Raw genomic sequence first — 20,610 nt, 5'->3', positions numbered from 1 at the left:
GCGTTTTCAGCCGAGCCACAGGAGCCCGCCATGAGCGAATTCAAACGTATCCCCCCGGAACAGGCCCAGGCCCTGCGCGAGCAAGGTGCTGTGGTCGTCGACGTCCGTGACCCGGCAACATTTGCCGCACTGCACATCAGCGGCTCGAAGCATCTGGATAATCATTCCCTCCATGCTTTCATCCAAGGCGCCGACCTCGATGCACCCACCGTCGTCGTCTGCTACCACGGCAATTCGAGCCAGGGTGCCGCCGCGTACCTCGTGAGCCAAGGCTTCTCTGACGTCTACAGCATGGACGGCGGCTTCGAACTGTGGCGTACGACTTTTCCTTCGGAAACCGCGCAAGGCACCTCCGAATAATTTTTTTGTAACGTGCAGGCCCCGGCTCCCGCGGGCTTGCGCGGTGGCAGACGAACGGTCTGCCACAACTAATTACGTATCTCGCCTTTACCTCCCGAATTCCCAACTATCCTTAAGCCCAGGCCATCCAAAACAGGGGAGAGCCGGTACACCGGCGCACGGGTCATCGGGAGTGACTTTCGCGATTGTCGATCGCGGAAGTGTTCTGGGGGGTAAACAACAGCTGCCATCGCAGCTGCTTGCCAGCATCGACTGAGTGATCCGGCGTCGGCTCCACGTATCGAGCGAGGTGACGTCATGAGTATCTTTAGCCACTTCCAACAACGCTTCGAGTCCACACGCCAGGAAGAATTCTCCCTGCAGGAGTACCTGGAACTGTGCAAAAAGGATCGCAGTGCCTACGTTTCCGCCGCCGAGCGTCTATTGCTGGCCATCGGCGAACCGGAACTGCTCGACACCTCGACCAACTCGAGACTGTCGCGCATCTTTTCCAACAAGGTGATCCGCCGCTATCCGGCCTTTGAAGACTTCCACGGGATGGAAGAATGCATCGACCAGATCGTGTCGTATTTCCGCCATGCCGCTCAGGGCCTGGAAGAGAAGAAACAGATCCTCTATCTGCTCGGCCCTGTGGGCGGCGGCAAGTCGTCCCTGGCCGAGAAGCTGAAACAGCTCATCGAAAAAGTGCCCTTCTATGCGATCAAGGGCTCTCCGGTATTCGAATCGCCTCTGGGTCTGTTCAACGCCACCGAAGATGGCGCGATCCTCGAAGAAGACTTCGGCATTCCACGGCGCTACCTGAACACCATCATGTCGCCATGGGCCACCAAGCGCCTGGCCGAATTCGGCGGCGACATCAGCCAGTTCCGGGTGGTCAAGCTATACCCGTCGATCCTCAACCAGATCGCCGTGGCCAAGACCGAACCGGGTGACGAGAACAACCAGGACATCTCCGCGCTGGTGGGCAAGGTCGATATCCGCAAACTGGAAGAATTCCCGCAGAACGACGCCGACGCCTACAGCTACTCCGGTGCGCTGTGCCGGGCCAACCAGGGCCTGATGGAATTCGTCGAAATGTTCAAGGCACCGATCAAGGTGCTCCACCCGTTGCTGACCGCCACCCAGGAAGGCAACTACAACAGTACCGAAGGCCTCGGTGCGATTCCGTTCACCGGGATCCTGCTGGCCCACTCCAACGAATCGGAGTGGCACACCTTCCGCAATAACAAGAACAACGAAGCCTTCATCGACCGGATCTACATCGTCAAGGTGCCGTACTGCCTGCGTGTGAGTGACGAGGTGAAGATCTACGACAAACTGCTGTTCAACAGCTCCCTGGCCAAGGCCCATTGCGCGCCCGACACCCTGAAGATGCTGGCGCAGTTCACCGTGCTGTCGCGCCTGAAAGAGCCGGAAAACTCCAACATCTACTCCAAGATGCGGGTGTATGACGGCGAAAACCTCAAGGACACCGATCCGAAGGCCAAGTCGATCCAGGAATACCGCGATGCAGCGGGCGTCGACGAAGGCATGAACGGTCTGTCGACCCGGTTCGCGTTCAAGATCCTGTCCAAGGTCTTCAACTTCGATCCGCATGAAATCGCCGCCAACCCGGTACACCTGCTCTATGTGCTGGAACAGCAGATCGAACAGGAACAGTTTCAGGCCGAGACCCGCGAACGCTATCTGCGCTACCTGAAAGAGTACCTGGCACCGCGTTATATCGAATTCATCGGCAAGGAGATCCAGACCGCCTACCTCGAGTCTTACAGCGAGTACGGCCAGAACATCTTCGACCGCTACGTGCTGTATGCGGACTTCTGGATTCAGGATCAGGAATACCGCGATCCGGAAACCGGCGAGATCCTCAACCGCGTCGCCCTCAACGAGGAGCTGGAAAAAATCGAGAAACCGGCCGGCATCAGCAATCCGAAGGATTTCCGCAACGAAATCGTCAACTTCGTGTTGCGCGCCCGGGCCAACAACAACGGCAAGAACCCGACCTGGCTCAGCTACGAAAAACTGCGGGTGGTCATCGAGAAGAAAATGTTCTCGAACACCGAGGACCTGCTGCCAGTCATCAGCTTCAACGCCAAGGCCAGCAAAGAGGATCAACAGAAACACAACGACTTCGTTACACGAATGGTCGAACGCGGCTACACCGACAAACAGGTACGACTGCTCTCCGAGTGGTATCTGCGGGTCAGAAAATCACAGTAAACCGCGGCCGGTCAGACCGGTTGTCGTCAGCCCGAGGCCTGTGCGCGCAATTTCTGCTACACAGGCCTCTGGAAGGTGTTCGAAAGGCGGTAGCGAGGTTCAGGCAGCACCCAAAGCGCTTGGGGGAGCGTGTACGTCCCTTGGCATTCGGTTCAATGCTGCATGACCGCTCGCCCCTTTGCAGGACAGCTTCTAAGGAGCAGTCATGAGCTATGTGATCGACCGACGTCTCAATGGCAAGAACAAGAGCACGGTGAACCGTCAGCGCTTCCTGCGGCGCTACCGTGACCACATCAAGAAGGCTGTCGAAGAGGCGGTCAGCCGGCGTTCCATCACCGATATGGAGCACGGCGAGCAGATCAGCATTCCCGGTCGCGACATCGACGAACCGGTGCTGCACCATGGTCGCGGCGGCAAGCAGACCGTGGTTCATCCCGGCAACAAGGAATTCACCGCTGGCGAACACATCGCCCGTCCGCCGGGAGGTGGTGGAGGCCGTGGGCCGGGCAAGGCCGGCAATTCCGGCGAAGGCATGGACGAGTTCGTCTTCCAGATCACCCAGGAAGAATTCCTCGAATTCATGTTCGAGGACCTCGAACTGCCCAACCTGGTCAAGCGCAACCTGACCGGCACCGATACCTTCAAGACCGTGCGTGCGGGGATCAGCAACGAGGGCAACCCGTCGCGGATCAACATCATCCGTACCCTGCGCTCGGCCCACGCCCGGCGCATTGCCCTATCGGGCAGCAGCCGCGCCAAACTGCGCGAAGTCAAAGAGGAACTGGCGCGGCTCAAACGCGAAGAACCCGACAACTTCGGCGACATTCAGGATCTCGAGGCGGAAATCGAGAAACTCAGTGCGCGCATCCATCGGGTGCCATTCCTCGATACTTTCGACCTCAAATACAACCTGCTGATCAAGCAGCCGAACCCCAGCTCGAAAGCCGTGATGTTCTGCCTGATGGACGTTTCCGGCTCCATGACCCAGGCGACCAAGGACATCGCCAAACGGTTTTTCATCCTGTTGTACCTGTTCCTCAAGCGGAACTACGACAAGATCGACGTGGTGTTCATCCGTCACCACACCAGCGCCCGTGAAGTCGACGAAGAGGAGTTTTTCTATTCCCGCGAGACCGGCGGCACCATCGTTTCCAGCGCCTTGAAACTGATGCAGGAGATCATGGCCGAGCGCTATCCGAGCAACGAGTGGAACATCTACGCCGCCCAGGCTTCCGACGGCGACAACTGGAACGACGACTCGCCGATCTGCCGCGACATCCTGATCAACCAGATCATGCCTTTTGTGCAGTACTACACTTACGTGGAGATCACCCCGCGCGAACATCAGGCCTTGTGGTACGAGTACGAACGCATCGCCGAAGCCTTTTCCGACACTTTTGCCCAGCAGCAACTGGTCTCGGCCGGGGATATCTATCCGGTCTTCCGTGAACTCTTCCAGCGCAGGTTAGTGACATGACCGCCAAGACCGCCAAAGAGCAGAAGCGCCAACCCATTTCCACTGGCTCGGAATGGACATTCGAGCTGATCCAGACGTACGACCGCGAAATCGCCCGTATCGCGGCCGGCTACGCCCTGGACACCTACCCCAACCAGATCGAAGTGATTACCGCCGAACAGATGATGGACGCCTACGCTTCTGTTGGCATGCCGCTGGGCTATCACCATTGGTCCTACGGCAAACACTTCCTCAGCACCGAAAAATCCTACAGCCGCGGGCAGATGGGGCTGGCGTACGAGATCGTGATCAACTCGGACCCGTGCATCGCGTACCTGATGGAAGAAAACACCATCTGCATGCAGGCACTGGTGGTCGCGCATGCCTGCTACGGCCACAACAGCTTCTTCAAGGGCAACTATCTGTTCCGCACCTGGACCGACGCCAGTTCGATCATCGATTACCTGGTGTTCGCCAAGCAGTACATCATGCAGTGCGAAGAGCGCCACGGGATTGATGCCGTGGAGGATCTGCTCGACTCCTGCCACGCCCTGATGAACTACGGTGTCGACCGCTACAAACGTCCGTACCCGATTTCCGCCGAGGAAGAGCGGCGCCGGCAAAAGGATCGCGAAGAACACCTGCAGAAACAGATCAACGACCTGTGGCGCACCATTCCCAAAGGCGCGGACAAGTACAGCGACAAGGACAACGCGCGCTTCCCGGCTGAACCACAGGAAAACATCCTGTATTTCATCGAAAAACACGCCCCGCTGCTGGAACCCTGGCAACGCGAGATCGTGCGGATCGTGCGCAAGATCGCCCAGTATTTCTATCCACAGCGCCAGACCCAGGTGATGAACGAAGGCTGGGCGACGTTCTGGCACTACACGCTGATGAACGACCTGTACGACGAAGGCCTGGTGACGGACGGCTTCATGATGGAGTTCCTGACGTCCCACACCAGCGTGGTGTTCCAGCCGGGGTTCGACAGCCCTTATTACAACGGCATCAACCCGTATGCGCTGGGTTTTGCGATGTATCGCGACATCCGCCGCATGTGCGAAGAGCCCACGGAAGAAGACCGCCGCTGGTTCCCGGAAATCGCCGGCAGCGACTGGCTGTCGACCATCAAGTTCGCCATGAGCAGCTTCAAGGATGAGAGTTTCATCCTGCAGTACCTGTCACCCAAGGTGATCCGCGACCTTAAGCTGTTCAGCATTCTCGATGATGATCAGAAAGACGATCTGCTGGTGCCCGCGATCCATGACGAGGGCGGCTACCGGATCATTCGCGAAACGCTCGCGGCGCAATACAACCTTGGCAACCGCGAACCGAACGTGCAGATCTACAGCATCGACCGTCGCGGCGATCGCTCGCTGACCCTGCGCCATCAGCAACACGACCGCAAACCGCTGGGCGACTCCACCGAGGAGGTTCTCAAACACCTGCACCGGTTGTGGGGCTTCGACATTCATCTGGAAACCCTGCAAGGCGACCAGATCATGAAGACCCATCATGTTCCACCTCGCAGCGAACACAGCGAGGGGGATTACGGTCGACTCGACCTGGCCGTCATTCATCTTTGATCCCGTTCAGGCCTCCGAAAGTCCGACGCAAGGGTTATCCTGTCGGGCCAACGGAGGTTTTTTATGCAGATTTACAAGGTCGGCGGTGCAGTACGTGATCGCCTGCTGGGCAAACCGGTCACCGATATCGATTGGGTGGTGGTCGGCGCAACCACAGAAGAAATGCTCGCCAAGGGATATCGCCCGGTCGGCGCGGATTTCCCGGTGTTTCTTCACCCGAAAAGCGGCGAGGAATACGCCCTCGCCCGCACCGAGCGCAAGAGCGGTCGCGGTTATGGCGGTTTCACCTTTCACGCCAGCCCCGAGGTCACGCTTGAAGAAGACCTGATTCGCCGTGACCTCACGATCAACGCCATGGCCGAAGACGATCAGCAAAATCTGACCGATCCCTACCACGGCCAGCGCGATCTCGAAGAGCGGATTCTGCGCCACGTTTCCCCCGCGTTTGCCGAAGATCCGCTCCGGGTTCTGCGTGTTGCGCGCTTTGCCGCCCGTTACGCGGAGCTTGGTTTCAAGGTAGCGCCCGAGACCCTGGAGCTGATGCGTCAGCTCAGCGAATCGGGTGAACTGGAAGCCCTTACAGCCGAACGCAGCTGGAAGGAGATTTCCCGCGCACTGATGGAAGGTCAGCCCCAAGTATTCATTCAGGTGCTGCGCGATTGCGGCGCCTTGAAGGTGCTGATGCCAGAAGTCGATGCCTTGTTCGGCGTGCCGCAACCGGAAGCCCACCACCCGGAAATCGACAGCGGCATTCACACCCTGGGCGTGCTTGAACAGTCAGCCCTGCACAAACAACCGCTGACCGTGCGCTGGGCCTGCCTGCTGCACGACCTCGGCAAAGGCCTGACCCCGCAAGAGGAATGGCCACGGCACATCGCCCATGAGCACAAAGGCCTGAAGTTGATCAAAGCGGTCAACGAGCGCTTCAAGGCACCGAAGGACTGTCAGGAACTGGCCTTGCTGGTCGGCCAATATCACACCCACGGGCATCGCGCTCTGGAGCTGAAGGCTTCGACCTTGCTGGAGTTGCTGCAAAGCTTTGACGTTTACCGTCGGCCACAGCGTTTCGAAGAATTCATCGTCGCGTGCGAGATGGATGCCCGAGGCCGCAAAGGGCTTGAGCAGCGCAGTTACCCACAGGCGGATTACCTGCGCGGTGCGGCCAATGTGGCACGTGGCGTGGCGGTGCAGCCATTGCTGGAGAAGGGATTCAAAGGCCCGGAACTGGGCGAGGCACTCAAGCGCGAACGGCTCAAGGCGTTGAAGGTTTACAAGGAATCGGCGGCGTCCTGAAAACACCTGATCCGCCCTCGCGAGGGCGGATCAAACTATTCAAGACAGATCTGAAGGCGTGAGTTGAGTACCGCGCCACTCAAATCCGACCGGTGCCAGCACCTGATCGATCTGCGCTTCGGCCCACAATGTGGCAAAGCTTTTTCCTACACCGGGATGCACCCGATCCGGTGCAATCAGCGACAGCGGCCACAGCACAAAAGCATTTTTCAGGATTTCCGCCCGGGGCAGGATCAGCCCGTCGAAGTTGCCCGCCAGATCGCCGTACAGCAACACGTCGATATCCAGCGGCAAGCCCTTGCGATCCGGCGCATAACGACCGTTGTCCGCTTCAATGAACTTCAATCGGCGATCCAGCTCGATCAACGGCAGATCGGTGAACGCCGACACCACGAAGTTGAAGAACGGCCCGCTCTTGATTCCCACCGGCTGGCTTTCGAACACAGGCGAACAGCGGATATCCACCAGAAACGTGGACAAGGCATCCAGACCGGCCTGCAAATGGGTTTCGCGCTCGATATTGCTACCGAGCCCGAGATAGACCTGGGTCAGCGGCATCCGCGCTCGATCTCCACACCCACACCACCCTTGGCGGCCGGTACGGCACCTGGCTTGGTCAGCTTCAGGCGCACCCAGGTGATCTTGAATTCACTCATCAGCACTTCAACCAGACGCTCCGCGAAGGTCTCGACCAGTTGATACCGGGATTGCTCGGCAAAGGCCTGGATCCGTGTGGACACACTGGCGTAATCGAGCGCCAGGGTCAGGTCGTCACCGGCGGCGGCCGGGCGATTATCCCAGGCGAAGCTCAAATCAAGACGCAGGCACTGTCGGATGCCGCGCTCCCAGTCGTAGGCACCGATCACGGTGTCGACTTCCAGGCCCTCGATAAACACTCTGTCCAAGCACTTTTCTCCGCTGCACGACAAGGGCGCAATGCGCCGTTAGAATCAGGGCGTCCTCGCCCGGAATAGTTAGCATGTTTTGGTTACTGGCGATCCTCGCCTACCTGCTCGGCTCTCTGTCCTTCGCCATTTTGCTCAGCCGCCTGACCGGAAATCCGGATCCGCGAATGAGTGGCTCGGGTAATGCCGGCGCCACCAACATGCTGCGCCTGGCCGGACGCAAACTCGCGATCCTGACCCTGCTGGGTGATCTGTGCAAAGGCCTGCTGCCGGTGCTGATCGCTTCGGCAATGGGCCTTTCGCTGCAGGATCAGGCGTGGATCGGCGTCTGCGCCGTGATCGGTCACCTGTTCCCGTTGTATTTCCGCTTTCGCGGTGGCAAGGGCGTTGCCACGGCGGCCGGCATGCTGCTGGGGCTGTATCCACCCGCCGCGCTGCTGGCCGTGTGCGCCTGGCTGCTGACCTTCTACCTGACCCGCACCAGCTCGCTGGCGGCGCTGATCGCCACTCCGCTGACCCTGCCGTTGCTGGCCTGGCAGGAACCGGCGGCGCTGTTGCCGATGAGCACGCTGACACTGCTGATCGTCTGGCGCCACCGGGGCAATCTACGCGACCTGTTCACCGGGCGCGAACGGCATTTTTAAATACCGCACGTGAGCGCCGCTCATCACAGCGCCGACAACTGCTCCATCGGCCAGCGCGCCTGCACGCTGATCGCCAGGCTTTCCTGCTGACCGGCCTGCAAACGCTGGCAGCCGGCAAACGCAATCATCGCGCCGTTATCGGTGCAAAACTCGGGACGGGCATAGAACACATCGCCCTTCATGTCGCCGAGCATCTTCTCCAGCGAAACACGCAGCGCCTTGTTGGCACTGACGCCGCCGGCGATCACCAGACGCTTCATGCCGGCCTGCTTCAGGGCACGCTTGCACTTGATGGTCAAAGTCTCCACCACGGCCTGCTGGAACGCCAGCGCGATGTCGCAACGGGCTTGCTCGCTGTCGTCCCCGGCGCTGACGCATTGCTGCCAGGTGTTGAGGGCGAAGGTCTTCAGGCCGCTGAAGCTGAAATCCAGACCCGGGCGATCACACATCGGACGCGGAAAGGTGAAACGTCCTGCGACGCCCTTCTCTGCCAACTTGGCGATTTCCGGTCCGCCCGGATAATTCAGGCCCATCATTTTTGCAGTCTTGTCGAAAGCTTCACCCGCGGCATCGTCCAGCGTCTCGCCGAGCAGGCTGTATTGGCCGATGCCATCGACCTGAACCAGCTGCGTATGACCACCGGAGACCAACAAAGCGACGAACGGGAATTCCGGCGGTTTTGGCTCCAGCATCGGCGCCAGCAAATGGCCTTCCATGTGATGCACGCCGAGCGCCGGAATGCCCCAGGCAAACGCCAGCGCCTGTGCGCACGAAGCCCCCACCAGCAGCGCCCCGACCAGGCCGGGACCCGCGGTATAGGCGATGGCGTCGATCTCGGTCGGCACGCAGTCGGCCTCGGCCAGCACCTGACGAATCAGGGGCAGCATGCGCTTGACGTGATCGCGCGAGGCGAGCTCCGGCACGACGCCGCCATAGACGCGATGCAGGTCGATCTGACTGAACAGCGCGTCGGCCAGCAGGCCGCGTTCACTGTCGTACAAAGCGACGCCGGTTTCGTCGCAGGAAGTTTCTAATCCCAGTACTAGCATGGGTTTGCGCCTTGTTTAGGCTGAATTCGAAGGCGCGCATAATAGTCGCCACGTGATGCCCCGACCAGCGGTTTTCGATCAGAGGCTTTGCATTCCGAGCGATGAGGGGTTAACATCCGCAACCCTTAAAAACCGACGTCTTCAAGTGCTCTTTTGCCGCGAGGATGTTGACCCCGGTAATGAATGAAGGTAGCTCTGGATGCCAGCCGTCAAAGTTAAAGAGAACGAACCCTTCGACGTAGCTCTGCGTCGTTTCAAGCGCTCCTGCGAAAAAGCCGGTGTACTGGCTGAAGTTCGTAGCCGCGAATTTTACGAGAAGCCAACTTCTGAGCGTAAGCGCAAGGCAGCTGCTGCTGTTAAGCGTCACGCCAAGAAAGTTCAGCGCGAACAGCGCCGCGCCGTTCGTCTGTACTAATACACAGACGATCGTAGCAAGCTTCTGCCAAGCCCGGCCCTCAGCCGGGCTAATGGCATTTGCGTAAAACGCTTGATGCTTCACCGTCGAAGCCGCAGATGCGACCGAGACAAACCCGCTTCACCGCGTCAGGCCTGGCTCTTTTGCCAGCGGTGCACGTCTTTTCTGACGAGCCTTTCAAGGCTACTGACGAGCACACCCACTGATTCCTCTCACGACGATCAGCCCAAGGCACCTGCTTGCGTGCCCGCTTCATGAGCTATCCGAGGCCGATTACAGGCCGTCAGCGGATTCAGCGCAACATTTTCGAATAGTCGAAGACTGATGAGTACTAACGTCAGTGGATTTTCGGCAGATACACTTCCCGACAGCGATTACGCAAACGACACCGGTCGAGCCGCCCCACGTGCGCGCATCACTCAATGACCCGCGTCCGGCTGCCTTTCGCATCGGATCCATTACAGCGCAGACGAGAACGCCATGGCCGGGCTGATTCCCCAGAGCTTCATTGACGACCTTCTGAACCGCACCGACATCGTCGACGTGGTCAGTTCGCGCGTGCAATTGAAGAAGGCCGGCAAGAACTACACCGCCTGCTGCCCGTTCCATAAAGAGAAAACCCCGTCGTTCAGCGTCAGCCCAGACAAGCAGTTCTACTACTGCTTCGGCTGCGGCGCCGGCGGTAACGCCCTCGGCTTTCTCATGGATCACGACAACCTGGACTTTCCCCAGGCCGTCGAAGATCTGGCCAAAGCCGCCGGCATGGAAGTGCCGCGTGAAGAAGGCGGCCGCTCGAACAAACCGCGCCAGCCGACCGATTCACCGCTGTACCCGCTGCTCACCGCCGCTGCCGACTTTTACCGGCAGGCGCTCAAGAGCCATCCGGCACGCAAGGCAGCAGTGGATTACCTCAAGGGTCGCGGCCTGACCGGCGAGATCGCCCGGGACTTCGGTCTCGGATTTGCACCGCCGGGCTGGGACAACCTGTTCAAACACTTGAGCAGCGACACCTTGCAGCAGAAAGCCATGATCGACGCCGGCCTGCTGATCGAGAACGCCGAAACCGGCAAACGCTATGACCGCTTCCGCGATCGCGTGATGTTCCCGATCCGCGACACCCGTGGACGGATCATCGCTTTCGGCGGCCGAGTGCTCGGCGACGACAAGCCAAAGTACCTGAACTCGCCGGAGACTCCGGTTTTCCATAAAGGCCAGGAACTCTACGGCCTCTATGAAGCACGCAAGAACAATCGCAACCTCGACGAAATCATCGTCGTCGAGGGCTATATGGACGTCATCGCCCTCGCCCAGCAAGGCCTGCGCAATGCCGTTGCGACACTGGGCACCGCCACTAGCGAAGAACACCTCAAACGCCTGTTTCGCGTCGTGCCGAACGTGCTGTTTTGCTTCGACGGCGACCAGGCCGGCCGCAATGCCGCCTGGCGTGCACTGGAAGCAACACTGTCCAGCCTGCAGGACGGGCGGCGTGCACGCTTCCTGTTTCTGCCCGAAGGCGAAGACCCGGATACGTTGATTCGCGCCGAGGGCACTGACGCCTTCCGCGCGCGGATCAATCAGCACGCACAGCCGCTGGCGGACTACTTCTTCCAGCAACTGACCGAAGAGGCCGACCCGCGCTCACTGGAGGGCAAGGCCCACATGGCCACGCTCGCAGCACCGCTGATCGACAAGGTCCCCGGCGCCAACCTGCGCATCCTGATGCGCCAGCGCCTAAGCGAGATCACCGGCCTGAGCAGCGAAAGCGTCAGCCAACTGGCCCAGAGCGCTCCTCAGGAAGCACCGCCGGCCTACGACCCGGGCATCGATTACGACGCCATGCCGGACTACAGCGACTACCATCAGCCGCAGGCACAGGACATGTATGTGCCGCAGCAGGAATGGACGCCGAAGAAATCCGGCGCCGGCGGCAAAAAATGGGACAAGAAACCGTGGGACAAGAATGGCAAGCGTGGCGGCGATCGCGACCAGCCCCGTGCCCCACGCGTGCCGGCCGCCGTCGAACCACCGACCCTGGCCGCCCTGAGAACCTTGCTGCATCACCCGCAACTGGCGGAAAAGGTCGAGGACGCCGGGCACTTCGCGGACGAGAATCAGACCAACGCACAGCTGCTGGTGGCACTGCTCGAAGCCGTACAGAAGAATCCCAAGCTAAACTCATTTCAGTTGATCGCGCGATGGCACGGAACCGAACAGGGTCGCCTGCTCAAGGCGCTGGCGGAAAAGGAATGGCTGATTGACGGAGACAACCTTGAACAACAGTTTTTCGACACCATTACTAGCTTGTCAGCCCGCCAACGCGAGCGAAATCTGGAACAACTGCTCAGGAAAGCGCGTCAAAGCGAACTGAGCATCGATGAGAAAAATCAACTGCGCGACCTTTTAAGTCGCAATGTTTCCGCATCAAACCCGACCTCAACTGGCGCGTGAGGTCATAGCTCAGGTATAATCCTCGGCTTGTTTTTTGCCCGCCAAGACCTTCAGTGGATAGGGTGTTATGTCCGGAAAAGCGCAACAGCAGTCTCGTATTATTGAGTTGATCAAACTGGGTCGTGAGCAGAAGTATCTGACTTACGCCGAGGTCAACGACCACCTGCCCGAGGATATTTCAGATCCGGAGCAGGTGGAAGACATCATCCGCATGATTAACGACATGGGGATCCCCGTACACGAGAGTGCTCCGGATGCGGACGCCCTTATGCTGGCCGACGCCGATACCGACGAGGCCGCTGCGGAAGAAGCAGCCGCTGCGTTGGCGGCGGTGGAGACCGATATCGGTCGCACCACTGACCCGGTGCGCATGTACATGCGTGAGATGGGTACGGTCGAGCTTCTGACTCGTGAAGGCGAAATCGAAATCGCCAAGCGTATCGAAGAAGGCATCCGTGAAGTGATGAGCGCCATCGCGCACTTCCCTGGCACGGTTGACCATATTCTCTCCGAGTACACTCGCGTCACCACCGAAGGTGGTCGCCTGTCCGACGTTCTGAGTGGTTACATCGACCCGGACGACGGCATTACGCCGCCTGCCGCCGAAGTACCGCCACCGATCGACGCGAAAGCAGCGAAAGCGGACGACGACTCCGAAGACGACGACGCCGAAGCTTCCGATGACGAAGAAGAAGCCGAAAGCGGTCCGGATCCGGTCATTGCCGCACAGCGCTTCGGTGCTGTCGCCGACCAGATGGAAATCACCCGCAAGGCCCTGAAAAAGCACGGTCGTAACAACAAGGCGGCAATTGCCGAACTGTTGGCCCTGGCCGAGCTGTTCATGCCGATCAAACTGGTGCCGAAGCAATTCGAAGCCCTGGTCGAGCGTGTTCGCAGCGCCCTGGATCGTCTGCGTCAGCAAGAGCGCGCGATCATGCAACTGTGCGTACGTGATGCACGTATGCCACGCGCCGACTTCCTGCGTCAGTTCCCTGGCAACGAAGTCGACGAAAGCTGGTCCGACGCCCTGGCCAAAGGCAAGAGCAAGTACGCCGAAGCCATTGGTCGCGTGCAACCGGACATCATCCGTTGCCAGCAGAAGCTGACCGCGCTGGAAACCGAGACCGGCCTGACCATCGCCGAGATCAAGGACATCAACCGTCGCATGTCGATCGGTGAGGCGAAAGCCCGCCGCGCGAAGAAAGAGATGGTTGAAGCGAACTTGCGTCTGGTGATCTCCATCGCCAAGAAGTACACCAACCGTGGTCTGCAATTCCTCGATCTGATCCAGGAAGGCAACATCGGTCTGATGAAAGCGGTGGACAAGTTCGAATACCGTCGTGGTTACAAGTTCTCGACTTATGCCACCTGGTGGATCCGTCAGGCGATCACTCGCTCGATCGCCGACCAGGCCCGCACCATCCGTATTCCGGTGCACATGATCGAGACGATCAACAAGCTCAACCGTATTTCCCGCCAGATGTTGCAGGAAATGGGTCGCGAACCGACCCCGGAAGAGCTGGGTGAACGCATGGAAATGCCTGAGGACAAGATCCGCAAGGTATTGAAGATCGCCAAAGAGCCGATCTCCATGGAAACCCCGATCGGTGATGACGAAGACTCCCATCTGGGTGACTTCATCGAAGACTCGACCATGCAGTCGCCAATCGATGTCGCCACTGTTGAGAGCCTGAAAGAAGCGACCCGCGAAGTGCTGTCCGGCCTTACTGCCCGTGAAGCCAAGGTACTGCGCATGCGTTTCGGTATCGACATGAACACCGACCATACGCTCGAAGAAGTCGGCAAACAGTTTGACGTGACCCGTGAGCGGATACGTCAGATCGAAGCCAAGGCGCTGCGCAAGCTGCGCCACCCGACGCGAAGCGAGCATCTGCGCTCCTTCCTCGACGAGTGACACCAGAACCCCCGGCCCAGGCCGGGGGTTTTGTTTTTACGGCAGATTAAATACCTCGCACCACCCTCCCCCCGCGCACAGCCCGTCTACACTCGAAACATTCCCCCGAGCCATAACGAGACCGTTATGCCCAGACTGGCGTCCGTGCTTTTTTTGCTGTCACTGATGATCTGGACCGCAACGGCTGACGCGCTGACTCTGACCGATGAAGAACGTAGCTGGCTGGCGGCTCACCCGGACTTGCGCCTGGGTGTGGATGCGTCGTGGCCGCCCTTCGAGTTCCGCGACGACCAGAACCGCTATCAGGGCCTGGCAGCGGACTATATCGATGTGATTCGCCAACGCCTGGCGATCAAACTCACCCCCATCGAGCCGGTGAGCTGGACGGTCGTGCTCGAACAGGCGAAAAACGGCACGATCGATTTGCTGCCGGGGATCATGTCCACCCCGGAACGCCAGAGTTACCTGTCATTCACCCGCCCTTATCTCGACTTTCCGATCGTTATCCTCGCCCACGTCGGCGGCCCGCAACCGCGCAAACTCGAGGATCTTTACGGCCTGAAGATCGCCGTGGTCGAGAACTACGCGCCCCATGAACTGTTGCGCACCCATCACCCCGACCTGAACCTGGTGGCGATGCCCAACGTCAGCTCCGCATTGCAGGCCCTGGCTACCGATGAAGTCGACGCGGTGGTCGGCGATCTGGCCTCCAGTGTCTGGAGCCTGCGCCAGCTCAAGCTGGATGGTTTGTACGTCAGCGGCGAAACCCCTTATCGCTACCAACTGGCAATGGGCGTCCCTCGGGACAACAAAATGCTGGTGGGGATTCTCGACAAGGTGCTGGCAGACATGTCCCCGGAAGAAATCAGCAGCATTCAGGAGCATTGGGTCGGCAACGTCCTCGATCACCGGACATTCTGGTCGGATCTGCTGATTTACGGATTACCAGGTCTATCGCTTCTGGTCATCGTGCTGGCGGTGGTGATCCGCATCAACCGGCGCCTGAGCTCGGAAATCGCCCGACGCATCGACCTCGAACAGGAACTGCGCAGCAGCGAATACCACTATCGCGGGCTGGTGGAGAGTCTCTCGGCCATCGCCTGGGAAGCGCGGATCAGCGATTTCACCTACAGCTATGTTTCGCCCCACGCCGAAGATCTGCTCGGCTATCCGCTGTCCCATTGGCTGATCCCGGGCTTCTGGCGCAACATTATTCACCCGGCGGATCTCACCCGTGCCCAGAGTTTTTGCGATCACGAAGTGCTGGCAGGACGCGATCACAGCCTCGATTACCGAGTGATCACCGCTGACGGTCGTTGCTTGTGGGTGCGTGACATCGTCAGCCTGATCGAACACGGCCACGAACCGGTGATGCGCGGCCTGATGATCGACATCAGCGAGACCAAGCGCACCGAAGAGGCGTTGCGCCTGTCGGAACAGAAGTTCGCATCAGTGTTCCAGCAATGCCCGGACATCTTGGTCATCGCCCGGCTCTCGGACGGCTGCCTACTAGAAGTTAACGAAGCTTTTGAGGAACAGATCGGGCTCAAGGCTGAAGAAGTGATTGGCCAGACCGCCACCGAACTCAATATCTGGGGCATTCCCGGGGTTGGCCCTGGCCTGCTTCAGCGCCTGCAGGCCGGTAGCATTCGCAACCTGGAGATGCCCTTTCGCCGCAACAATGGCCAGGTGTTTACCGGGCTGATTTCCGCCGAACCCTTTGAGCTCGACACCACTCCGGCGCTGGTCGTGGTGGTGCGCGACATTACCCAGCTCAAGGAAACCCAGCAGCAACTGCAAACCTCCGAAGAAAAGTTCGCCAAGGCCTTCCACGCCTCGCCGGACGGTCTGCTGCTGTCGCGTCAGAGCGATGGTCTGCTGCTGGAGGTCAACGAAGGTTTCAGTCGCATCACCGGTTTCAACAGCGCCATGTCGGTGGATCGCTCGGCGCTGGACCTGGGAATCTGGGTCAACCTCAACGAACGCAAGCAAATGCTTGATCTGCTGCACCGCGACGGGTTCGTTCGCGACTTCAGCTGCCATATCCGCCGCAGCGACGGGCAGATCCGCCTCTGCGAGGTGTCCAGCCGTCCGCTGCCGATCGGCGACGAAGACTGCATGCTGACCATCGCCCGAGACATCACCGAGCGCCACCTGATGCAGGAAAAACTGCAACAGGCTGCGACCGTGTTCGAGAGCACTGCCGAAGGCGTGCTGATCACCGACACCCAGCAACACATCAGCGCCGTGAACCGGGCCTTCACAGAAATCACCGGTTACAGCGAAAGCGAAGCGCTGGGCCACACCCCGCGCTTGCTGGCGTCCGGCCTGCACGACAGCGCGTTCTACGCGGCGATGTGGCATCAATTGACCGACGAAGGTCACTGGCAGGGCGAAATCTCCAACCGGCGCAAAAATGGTGAGTTGTACCCGAGCTGGCTGACCATCAGCGCCGTGCGCAACCGCGACAAGTTCATCACCCACTTCGTTGCGGTGTTTGCCGATATCTCCAGCCTCAAGCACGCCCAGGCCAAACTCGACTATCAGGCGCATCACGACCCGCTCACCGGCCTGCCAAACCGCACGCTGTTCGAAAGTCGCCTGTTGATGGCACTCAACAGCCAGCAGGAGAACGGCGGTCAGGGCGCAGTGCTGTTCCTCGACCTCGACCGTTTTAAGCACATCAACGACAGCCTCGGTCACCCGGTCGGCGATCTGCTGCTCAAAGGCATCGCCGTGCGCCTCAAGGAGCAACTGCGCGACATCGACACCGTAGCGCGGCTGGGTGGCGACGAATTCATCATTCTGCTGCCCGGCCTGCAGCAGCCCGGCGATGCCGATAACATCGCCACCAAACTGCTGAACTGTTTTGGCGCGCCGTTCCAGGCCGGTGAGCATGAGTTCTTTATCAGCGCCAGCATCGGCACCAGCCTTTACCCGCGCGACGGCTGCGATGTCGCGACCCTGATCAAGAACGCGGACGCAGCGATGTATCGCTCCAAGGCCAAGGGCCGCAACCGGGTCGAAAGCTACACCCGCGACCTCACCGCTCAGGCCAGCGAGCGTGTGGCGCTGGAGCACGAACTTCGCCGGGCCATCGAGCGTGAGGAGCTGTACCTCTATTACCAACCGAAAATCAGTCTCGACGATCACAGCCTGGTCGGCGCCGAAGCCCTGATTCGCTGGCGTCATCCGAACTTCGGCGACGTACCGCCAGAGCACTTCATCCCGCTGGCGGAAGAGAACGGCATGATTCTGCAAATCGGCGACTGGGTGCTGGAAACCGCCTGCCGGCAAATGTTCGAGTGGGGCCAGATCTACGAATCCCTCGGCCCTCTGTCGGTGAACCTCGCCGGCGCACAACTGCGCCAACCGAACCTGCTGGGACGCATCGAGCAACTGCTCAAGGACAACCGCCTGCGGCCGGAATTACTGCAACTGGAAATTACCGAAAACTTCATCATGAGCCAGGCTGAAGAAGCACTGGCGGTGCTGCACCAGCTCAAACACCTGGGCGTGCAACTGGCCATCGACGACTTCGGCACCGGCTATTCCTCGCTGAGTTATCTCAAGCGCCTGCCACTGGACATCCTCAAGATCGACCAGTCTTTCGTCCGTGGCCTGCCCGACGACCCGCACGACGCGGCGATTGTCCGCGCCATCATCGCCCTGGGCCGCAGCATGCAATTCACCGTGATCGCCGAAGGCGTGGAAACCCAGGCCCAGCAACAATTCCTCGCCGCCGAAGGCTGTGAACAGATCCAGGGCTACATCGTCAGCCTGCCGCTACCGCCAGAGGAATTTGCCGCGACGTTTCTTCGTATAGCCGTATCAGATTTTTCGGATAGCACAGCCGAGAAACCGTCGCTATAATCCGCGGCCTACTGAGGGCCTATAGCTCAGTTGGTTAGAGCAGAGGACTCATAATCCTTTGGTCCACGGTTCAAGTCCGTGTGGGCCCACCAAACATGAAAAAGCCGCGCTTATGTGCGGCTTTTTCGTACCTGCGTGGAGAAGTCCCTTGCCCGACATCCGCCCACCCGTGCTCGATGAAATCGACCGCCAACTGATCGCTGCCCTGCAAATCAACGCCCGCGAAAGCGTGGCGATGCTGGCCCGGCAATTGGGGATCGCCCGCACGACCGTGACTTCGCGACTGGCGCGGCTGGAAAAGGCCAAGGTCATTACCGGCTACGGCGTACGACTGGGTCAGCGTGTAGTGGATGGCGGTTTGCAGGCTTATGTCGGGATCAAGGTGCAGCCACGTTCCGGCAAGGAGGTGTTGCGCCGTTTGAGCGCAATGGCTCAGGTACAGCAATTGTGCGCGGTGAGTGGCGAGTTTGATTATGTGGCGTGGCTGCGGACGGACTCACCGGAGCAGCTTGACCAGTTGCTGGATCAGATCGGCAGCGTAGACGGTGTGGAAAAGACCACGACGTCCATCATCCTCAGCAGCAAGATTGATCGCGGACATCCAGTCTGACCAAAAATATCGTCAGATTGCAGCATTAACGCTCAAAACGACGACACTCTGCGTCTTATTATCGTGTTCTACGCTCCCTAGAATGGCTGGCATCTTTTCCTATACTCAGACGCGCATTCCGCGTCGGGTCGCCAGCAAGGTCAGCCATGAACAAGAACAATCGCCATCCTGCAGACGGTAAGAAACCGATTACCATTTTCGGCCCGGACTTTCCTTTCGCCTTCGACGACTGGATCGAACACCCGGCTGGTCTGGGCAGTATTCCCGAGCACAGCCACGGTGCAGAGGTGGCAATCGTCGGTGCTGGCATCGCCGGTCTGGTGGCGGCTTATGAGCTGATGAAGCTCGGCCTGAAACCTGTCGTTTATGAGGCCTCGAAGCTTGGCGGCCGTCTGCGCTCCCAAGCCTTTAACGGCACTGACGGCATCGTCGCCGAGCTCGGCGGCATGCGTTTCCCGGTGTCCTCCACTGCGTTCTATCACTACGTCGACAAACTCGGCCTCGAGACCAAGCCCTTCCCCAACCCGCTGACGCCGGCCTCCGGCAGCACCGTGATCGACCTGGAAGGCAAAACACATTACGCACAGAGCCTGAAGGATCTTCCTGCACTGTTCCAGGAAGTAGCGGACGCCTGGGCCGACGCCTTGGAGGCCGGCTCGCAGTTCTCCGACATCCAGCAAGCGATTCGCGACCGTGACGTGCCACGCCTCAAAGAACTGTGGAACACCCTCGTACCGCTGTGGGACGACCGCACCTTCTACGACTTCGTTGCCACGTCGAAAGCCTTCGCCAAACTGTCGTTCCATCACCGCGAAGTGTTCGGCCAGGTCGGTTTCGGTACCGGTGGCTGGGACTCTGACTTCCCCAACTCGATGCTGGAAATCTTCCGCGTGGTGATGACCAACTGCGACGATCACCAGCATCTGGTGGTCGGCGGTGTGGAACAAGTGCCACAAGGCATCTGGCGTCATGCGCCGGAACGCTGCGTGCACTGGCCGCAAGGCACCAGCCTGAAGTCGCTGCACCACGGCGCGCCACGTTCCGGGGTGAAGAAAATCGCCCACGCGCCTGACGGACGTTTCGCGGTCACCGACAACAACGGCGACACCCGCGAATACGCGGCCGTACTGACCACCTGCCAGAGCTGGTTGCTGACCACCCAGATCGAGTGCGACGAAAGCCTGTTCTCGCAGAAGATGTGGATGGCGCTGGACCGCACTCGCTACATGCAATCGTCGAAGACCTTCGTGATGGTTGACCGCCCGTTCTGGAAGGACAAGGACCCTGAAACCGGCCGCGACCTGATGAGCATGACCCTCACCGATCGCCTGACCCGTGGCACTTATCTGTTCGACAACGGCGACGACAAGCCGGGCGTGATCTGCCTGTCGTACTCGTGGATGAGCGACGCCTTGAAGATGCTTCCGCACCCGGTGGAAAAACGCGTGAAACTGGCGCTGGATGCGTTGAAGAAGATCTACCCGAAAGTCGACATCGCCGCGCGGATTATCGGCGATCCGATCACCGTGTCGTGGGAAGCCGACCCGCATTTCCTCGGCGCGTTCAAGGGCGCCCTGCCCGGCCATTATCGCTACAACCAGCGCATGTACGCGCACTTCATGCAGGACGACATGCCGCCGGAGCAGCGCGGGATTTTCATCGCCGGCGACGACGTGTCGTGGACGCCAGCGTGGGTCGAGGGCGCGGTACAGACCTCGCTCAACGCGGTGTGGGGAATCATGAAGCACTTCGGCGGGTCCACACATAACGAGAACCCTGGCCCGGGTGATGTGTTCAACGACATCGGCCCGATCGCCCTGCCCGAGTAAGAGG

Annotated in this window: 15 protein-coding genes and 1 tRNA gene; 13 read left to right on the top strand and 3 right to left on the bottom strand. The window is 59.7% G+C overall.

Annotated features, from left to right (window positions below):
- Nucleotides 1-30: 30 nt before the first annotated feature.
- The 5 genes from glpE to AC1Q9F_RS25210 all read left to right on the top strand — a co-directional run bounded on the left by glpE (nt 31) and on the right by AC1Q9F_RS25210 (nt 6,918).
- Entirely contained in the window at nt 31-360 is a 330-nt protein-coding gene (glpE, locus tag AC1Q9F_RS25230; protein ID WP_007959911.1) for a thiosulfate sulfurtransferase GlpE, read from the top strand.
- Nucleotides 361-657: 297 nt separating this feature from the next.
- Entirely contained in the window at nt 658-2,580 is a 1,923-nt protein-coding gene (locus tag AC1Q9F_RS25225) for a PrkA family serine protein kinase (protein WP_007959909.1), read from the top strand.
- Between the two features lie 205 nt (nt 2,581-2,785).
- Entirely contained in the window at nt 2,786-4,057 is a 1,272-nt protein-coding gene (locus AC1Q9F_RS25220) for a YeaH/YhbH family protein (protein ID WP_007959907.1), read from the top strand.
- Entirely contained in the window at nt 4,054-5,625 is a 1,572-nt protein-coding gene (locus tag AC1Q9F_RS25215) for a SpoVR family protein (RefSeq protein ID WP_007959904.1), read from the top strand. Before AC1Q9F_RS25220 ends, AC1Q9F_RS25215 begins: the two co-directional genes overlap by 4 nt.
- 63 nt (nt 5,626-5,688) lie before the next feature.
- Nucleotides 5,689-6,918 (top strand): multifunctional CCA addition/repair protein, encoded by a 1,230-nt coding sequence (locus AC1Q9F_RS25210; RefSeq protein WP_492621174.1) that lies wholly within the window; start codon nt 5,689-5,691, stop codon nt 6,916-6,918.
- A gap of 39 nt (nt 6,919-6,957) precedes the next feature.
- Here AC1Q9F_RS25210 and folK read toward each other — a convergent pair whose 3' ends face one another.
- Complete coding sequence (gene folK, locus AC1Q9F_RS25205; protein WP_007959899.1) at nt 6,958-7,476, bottom strand: 2-amino-4-hydroxy-6-hydroxymethyldihydropteridine diphosphokinase; 519 nt, start codon at nt 7,474-7,476, stop codon at nt 6,958-6,960.
- Nucleotides 7,467-7,823: a dihydroneopterin aldolase gene (gene folB, locus AC1Q9F_RS25200; RefSeq protein ID WP_064380331.1), complete on the bottom strand. Its 357-nt coding sequence runs from the start codon at nt 7,821-7,823 to the stop codon at nt 7,467-7,469. The genes folK and folB overlap by 10 nt, the downstream gene beginning before the upstream one ends.
- Before the next feature lie 74 nt (nt 7,824-7,897).
- On the opposite strand from folB, the gene plsY reads away from it, so the two are divergent.
- Nucleotides 7,898-8,467 (top strand): glycerol-3-phosphate 1-O-acyltransferase PlsY, encoded by a 570-nt coding sequence (gene plsY / locus AC1Q9F_RS25195; RefSeq protein ID WP_492621173.1) that lies wholly within the window; start codon nt 7,898-7,900, stop codon nt 8,465-8,467.
- A gap of 23 nt (nt 8,468-8,490) precedes the next feature.
- Here the strand turns inward: plsY and tsaD are convergent, their stop codons facing one another.
- Nucleotides 8,491-9,516, bottom strand: coding sequence for a tRNA (adenosine(37)-N6)-threonylcarbamoyltransferase complex transferase subunit TsaD (tsaD, locus tag AC1Q9F_RS25190; RefSeq protein ID WP_039768071.1), 1,026 nt, complete (start codon nt 9,514-9,516; stop codon nt 8,491-8,493).
- A 199-nt stretch (nt 9,517-9,715) separates the two neighbouring features.
- On the opposite strand from tsaD, the gene rpsU reads away from it, so the two are divergent.
- The 7 genes from rpsU (at nt 9,716) to AC1Q9F_RS25155 (ending at nt 20,606) form a co-directional block, all read left to right on the top strand.
- Nucleotides 9,716-9,931, top strand: a complete 216-nt coding sequence (rpsU, locus tag AC1Q9F_RS25185; protein WP_002551877.1) for a 30S ribosomal protein S21 — start codon at nt 9,716-9,718, stop codon at nt 9,929-9,931.
- 480 nt (nt 9,932-10,411) lie between these two features.
- Nucleotides 10,412-12,379 carry a DNA primase gene (gene dnaG, locus AC1Q9F_RS25180; RefSeq protein WP_207984131.1) on the top strand — a complete coding sequence of 656 codons (1,968 nt, stop codon included), beginning with the start codon at nt 10,412-10,414 and terminating at the stop codon, nt 12,377-12,379.
- Between the two features lie 67 nt (nt 12,380-12,446).
- On the top strand, nt 12,447-14,294 hold the full coding sequence (gene rpoD / locus AC1Q9F_RS25175; RefSeq protein ID WP_207984132.1) for an RNA polymerase sigma factor RpoD: 1,848 nt from the start codon (nt 12,447-12,449) through the stop codon (nt 14,292-14,294).
- 126 nt (nt 14,295-14,420) lie between these two features.
- Nucleotides 14,421-18,167 (top strand): bifunctional diguanylate cyclase/phosphodiesterase, encoded by a 3,747-nt coding sequence (locus AC1Q9F_RS25170; RefSeq protein ID WP_127800234.1) that lies wholly within the window; start codon nt 14,421-14,423, stop codon nt 18,165-18,167.
- 15 nt (nt 18,168-18,182) lie between these two features.
- Nucleotides 18,183-18,259: transfer RNA gene (locus tag AC1Q9F_RS25165), tRNA-Ile, on the top strand.
- Nucleotides 18,260-18,315: 56 nt separating this feature from the next.
- Nucleotides 18,316-18,777 carry an Lrp/AsnC family transcriptional regulator gene (locus tag AC1Q9F_RS25160; protein WP_007959884.1) on the top strand — a complete coding sequence of 154 codons (462 nt, stop codon included), beginning with the start codon at nt 18,316-18,318 and terminating at the stop codon, nt 18,775-18,777.
- A gap of 146 nt (nt 18,778-18,923) precedes the next feature.
- Nucleotides 18,924-20,606, top strand: a complete 1,683-nt coding sequence (locus AC1Q9F_RS25155; RefSeq protein ID WP_492621172.1) for a flavin monoamine oxidase family protein — start codon at nt 18,924-18,926, stop codon at nt 20,604-20,606.
- The last annotated feature ends 4 nt before the right edge of the window (nt 20,607-20,610 follow it).

This window comes from Pseudomonas sp. GW823-FHT04A03 (genome assembly GCF_058796615.1).
Note: the sequence above shows the minus strand (reverse complement) of the source record. Positions and strands in the feature narration are given on the sequence as shown.

Excerpts from the sequence above, each read along its gene's own strand:
- AC1Q9F_RS25215 (WP_007959904.1), top strand. The coding sequence starts at position 4,054 with ATGACCGCCAAGACCGCCAAAGAGCAGAAGCGCCAACCCATTTCCACT.
- tsaD (WP_039768071.1), bottom strand. The coding sequence starts at position 9,516 with ATGCTAGTACTGGGATTAGAAACTTCCTGCGACGAAACCGGCGTCGCT.
- plsY (WP_492621173.1), top strand. The coding sequence starts at position 7,898 with ATGTTTTGGTTACTGGCGATCCTCGCCTACCTGCTCGGCTCTCTGTCC.
- rpoD (WP_207984132.1), top strand. The coding sequence starts at position 12,447 with ATGTCCGGAAAAGCGCAACAGCAGTCTCGTATTATTGAGTTGATCAAA.
- AC1Q9F_RS25155 (WP_492621172.1), top strand. The coding sequence starts at position 18,924 with ATGAACAAGAACAATCGCCATCCTGCAGACGGTAAGAAACCGATTACC.
- AC1Q9F_RS25170 (WP_127800234.1), top strand. The coding sequence starts at position 14,421 with ATGCCCAGACTGGCGTCCGTGCTTTTTTTGCTGTCACTGATGATCTGG.
- AC1Q9F_RS25210 (WP_492621174.1), top strand. The coding sequence starts at position 5,689 with ATGCAGATTTACAAGGTCGGCGGTGCAGTACGTGATCGCCTGCTGGGC.
- AC1Q9F_RS25225 (WP_007959909.1), top strand. The coding sequence starts at position 658 with ATGAGTATCTTTAGCCACTTCCAACAACGCTTCGAGTCCACACGCCAG.
- AC1Q9F_RS25220 (WP_007959907.1), top strand. The coding sequence starts at position 2,786 with ATGAGCTATGTGATCGACCGACGTCTCAATGGCAAGAACAAGAGCACG.
- dnaG (WP_207984131.1), top strand. The coding sequence starts at position 10,412 with ATGGCCGGGCTGATTCCCCAGAGCTTCATTGACGACCTTCTGAACCGC.
- folK (WP_007959899.1), bottom strand. The coding sequence starts at position 7,476 with ATGCCGCTGACCCAGGTCTATCTCGGGCTCGGTAGCAATATCGAGCGC.
- rpsU (WP_002551877.1), top strand. The coding sequence starts at position 9,716 with ATGCCAGCCGTCAAAGTTAAAGAGAACGAACCCTTCGACGTAGCTCTG.
- glpE (WP_007959911.1), top strand. The coding sequence starts at position 31 with ATGAGCGAATTCAAACGTATCCCCCCGGAACAGGCCCAGGCCCTGCGC.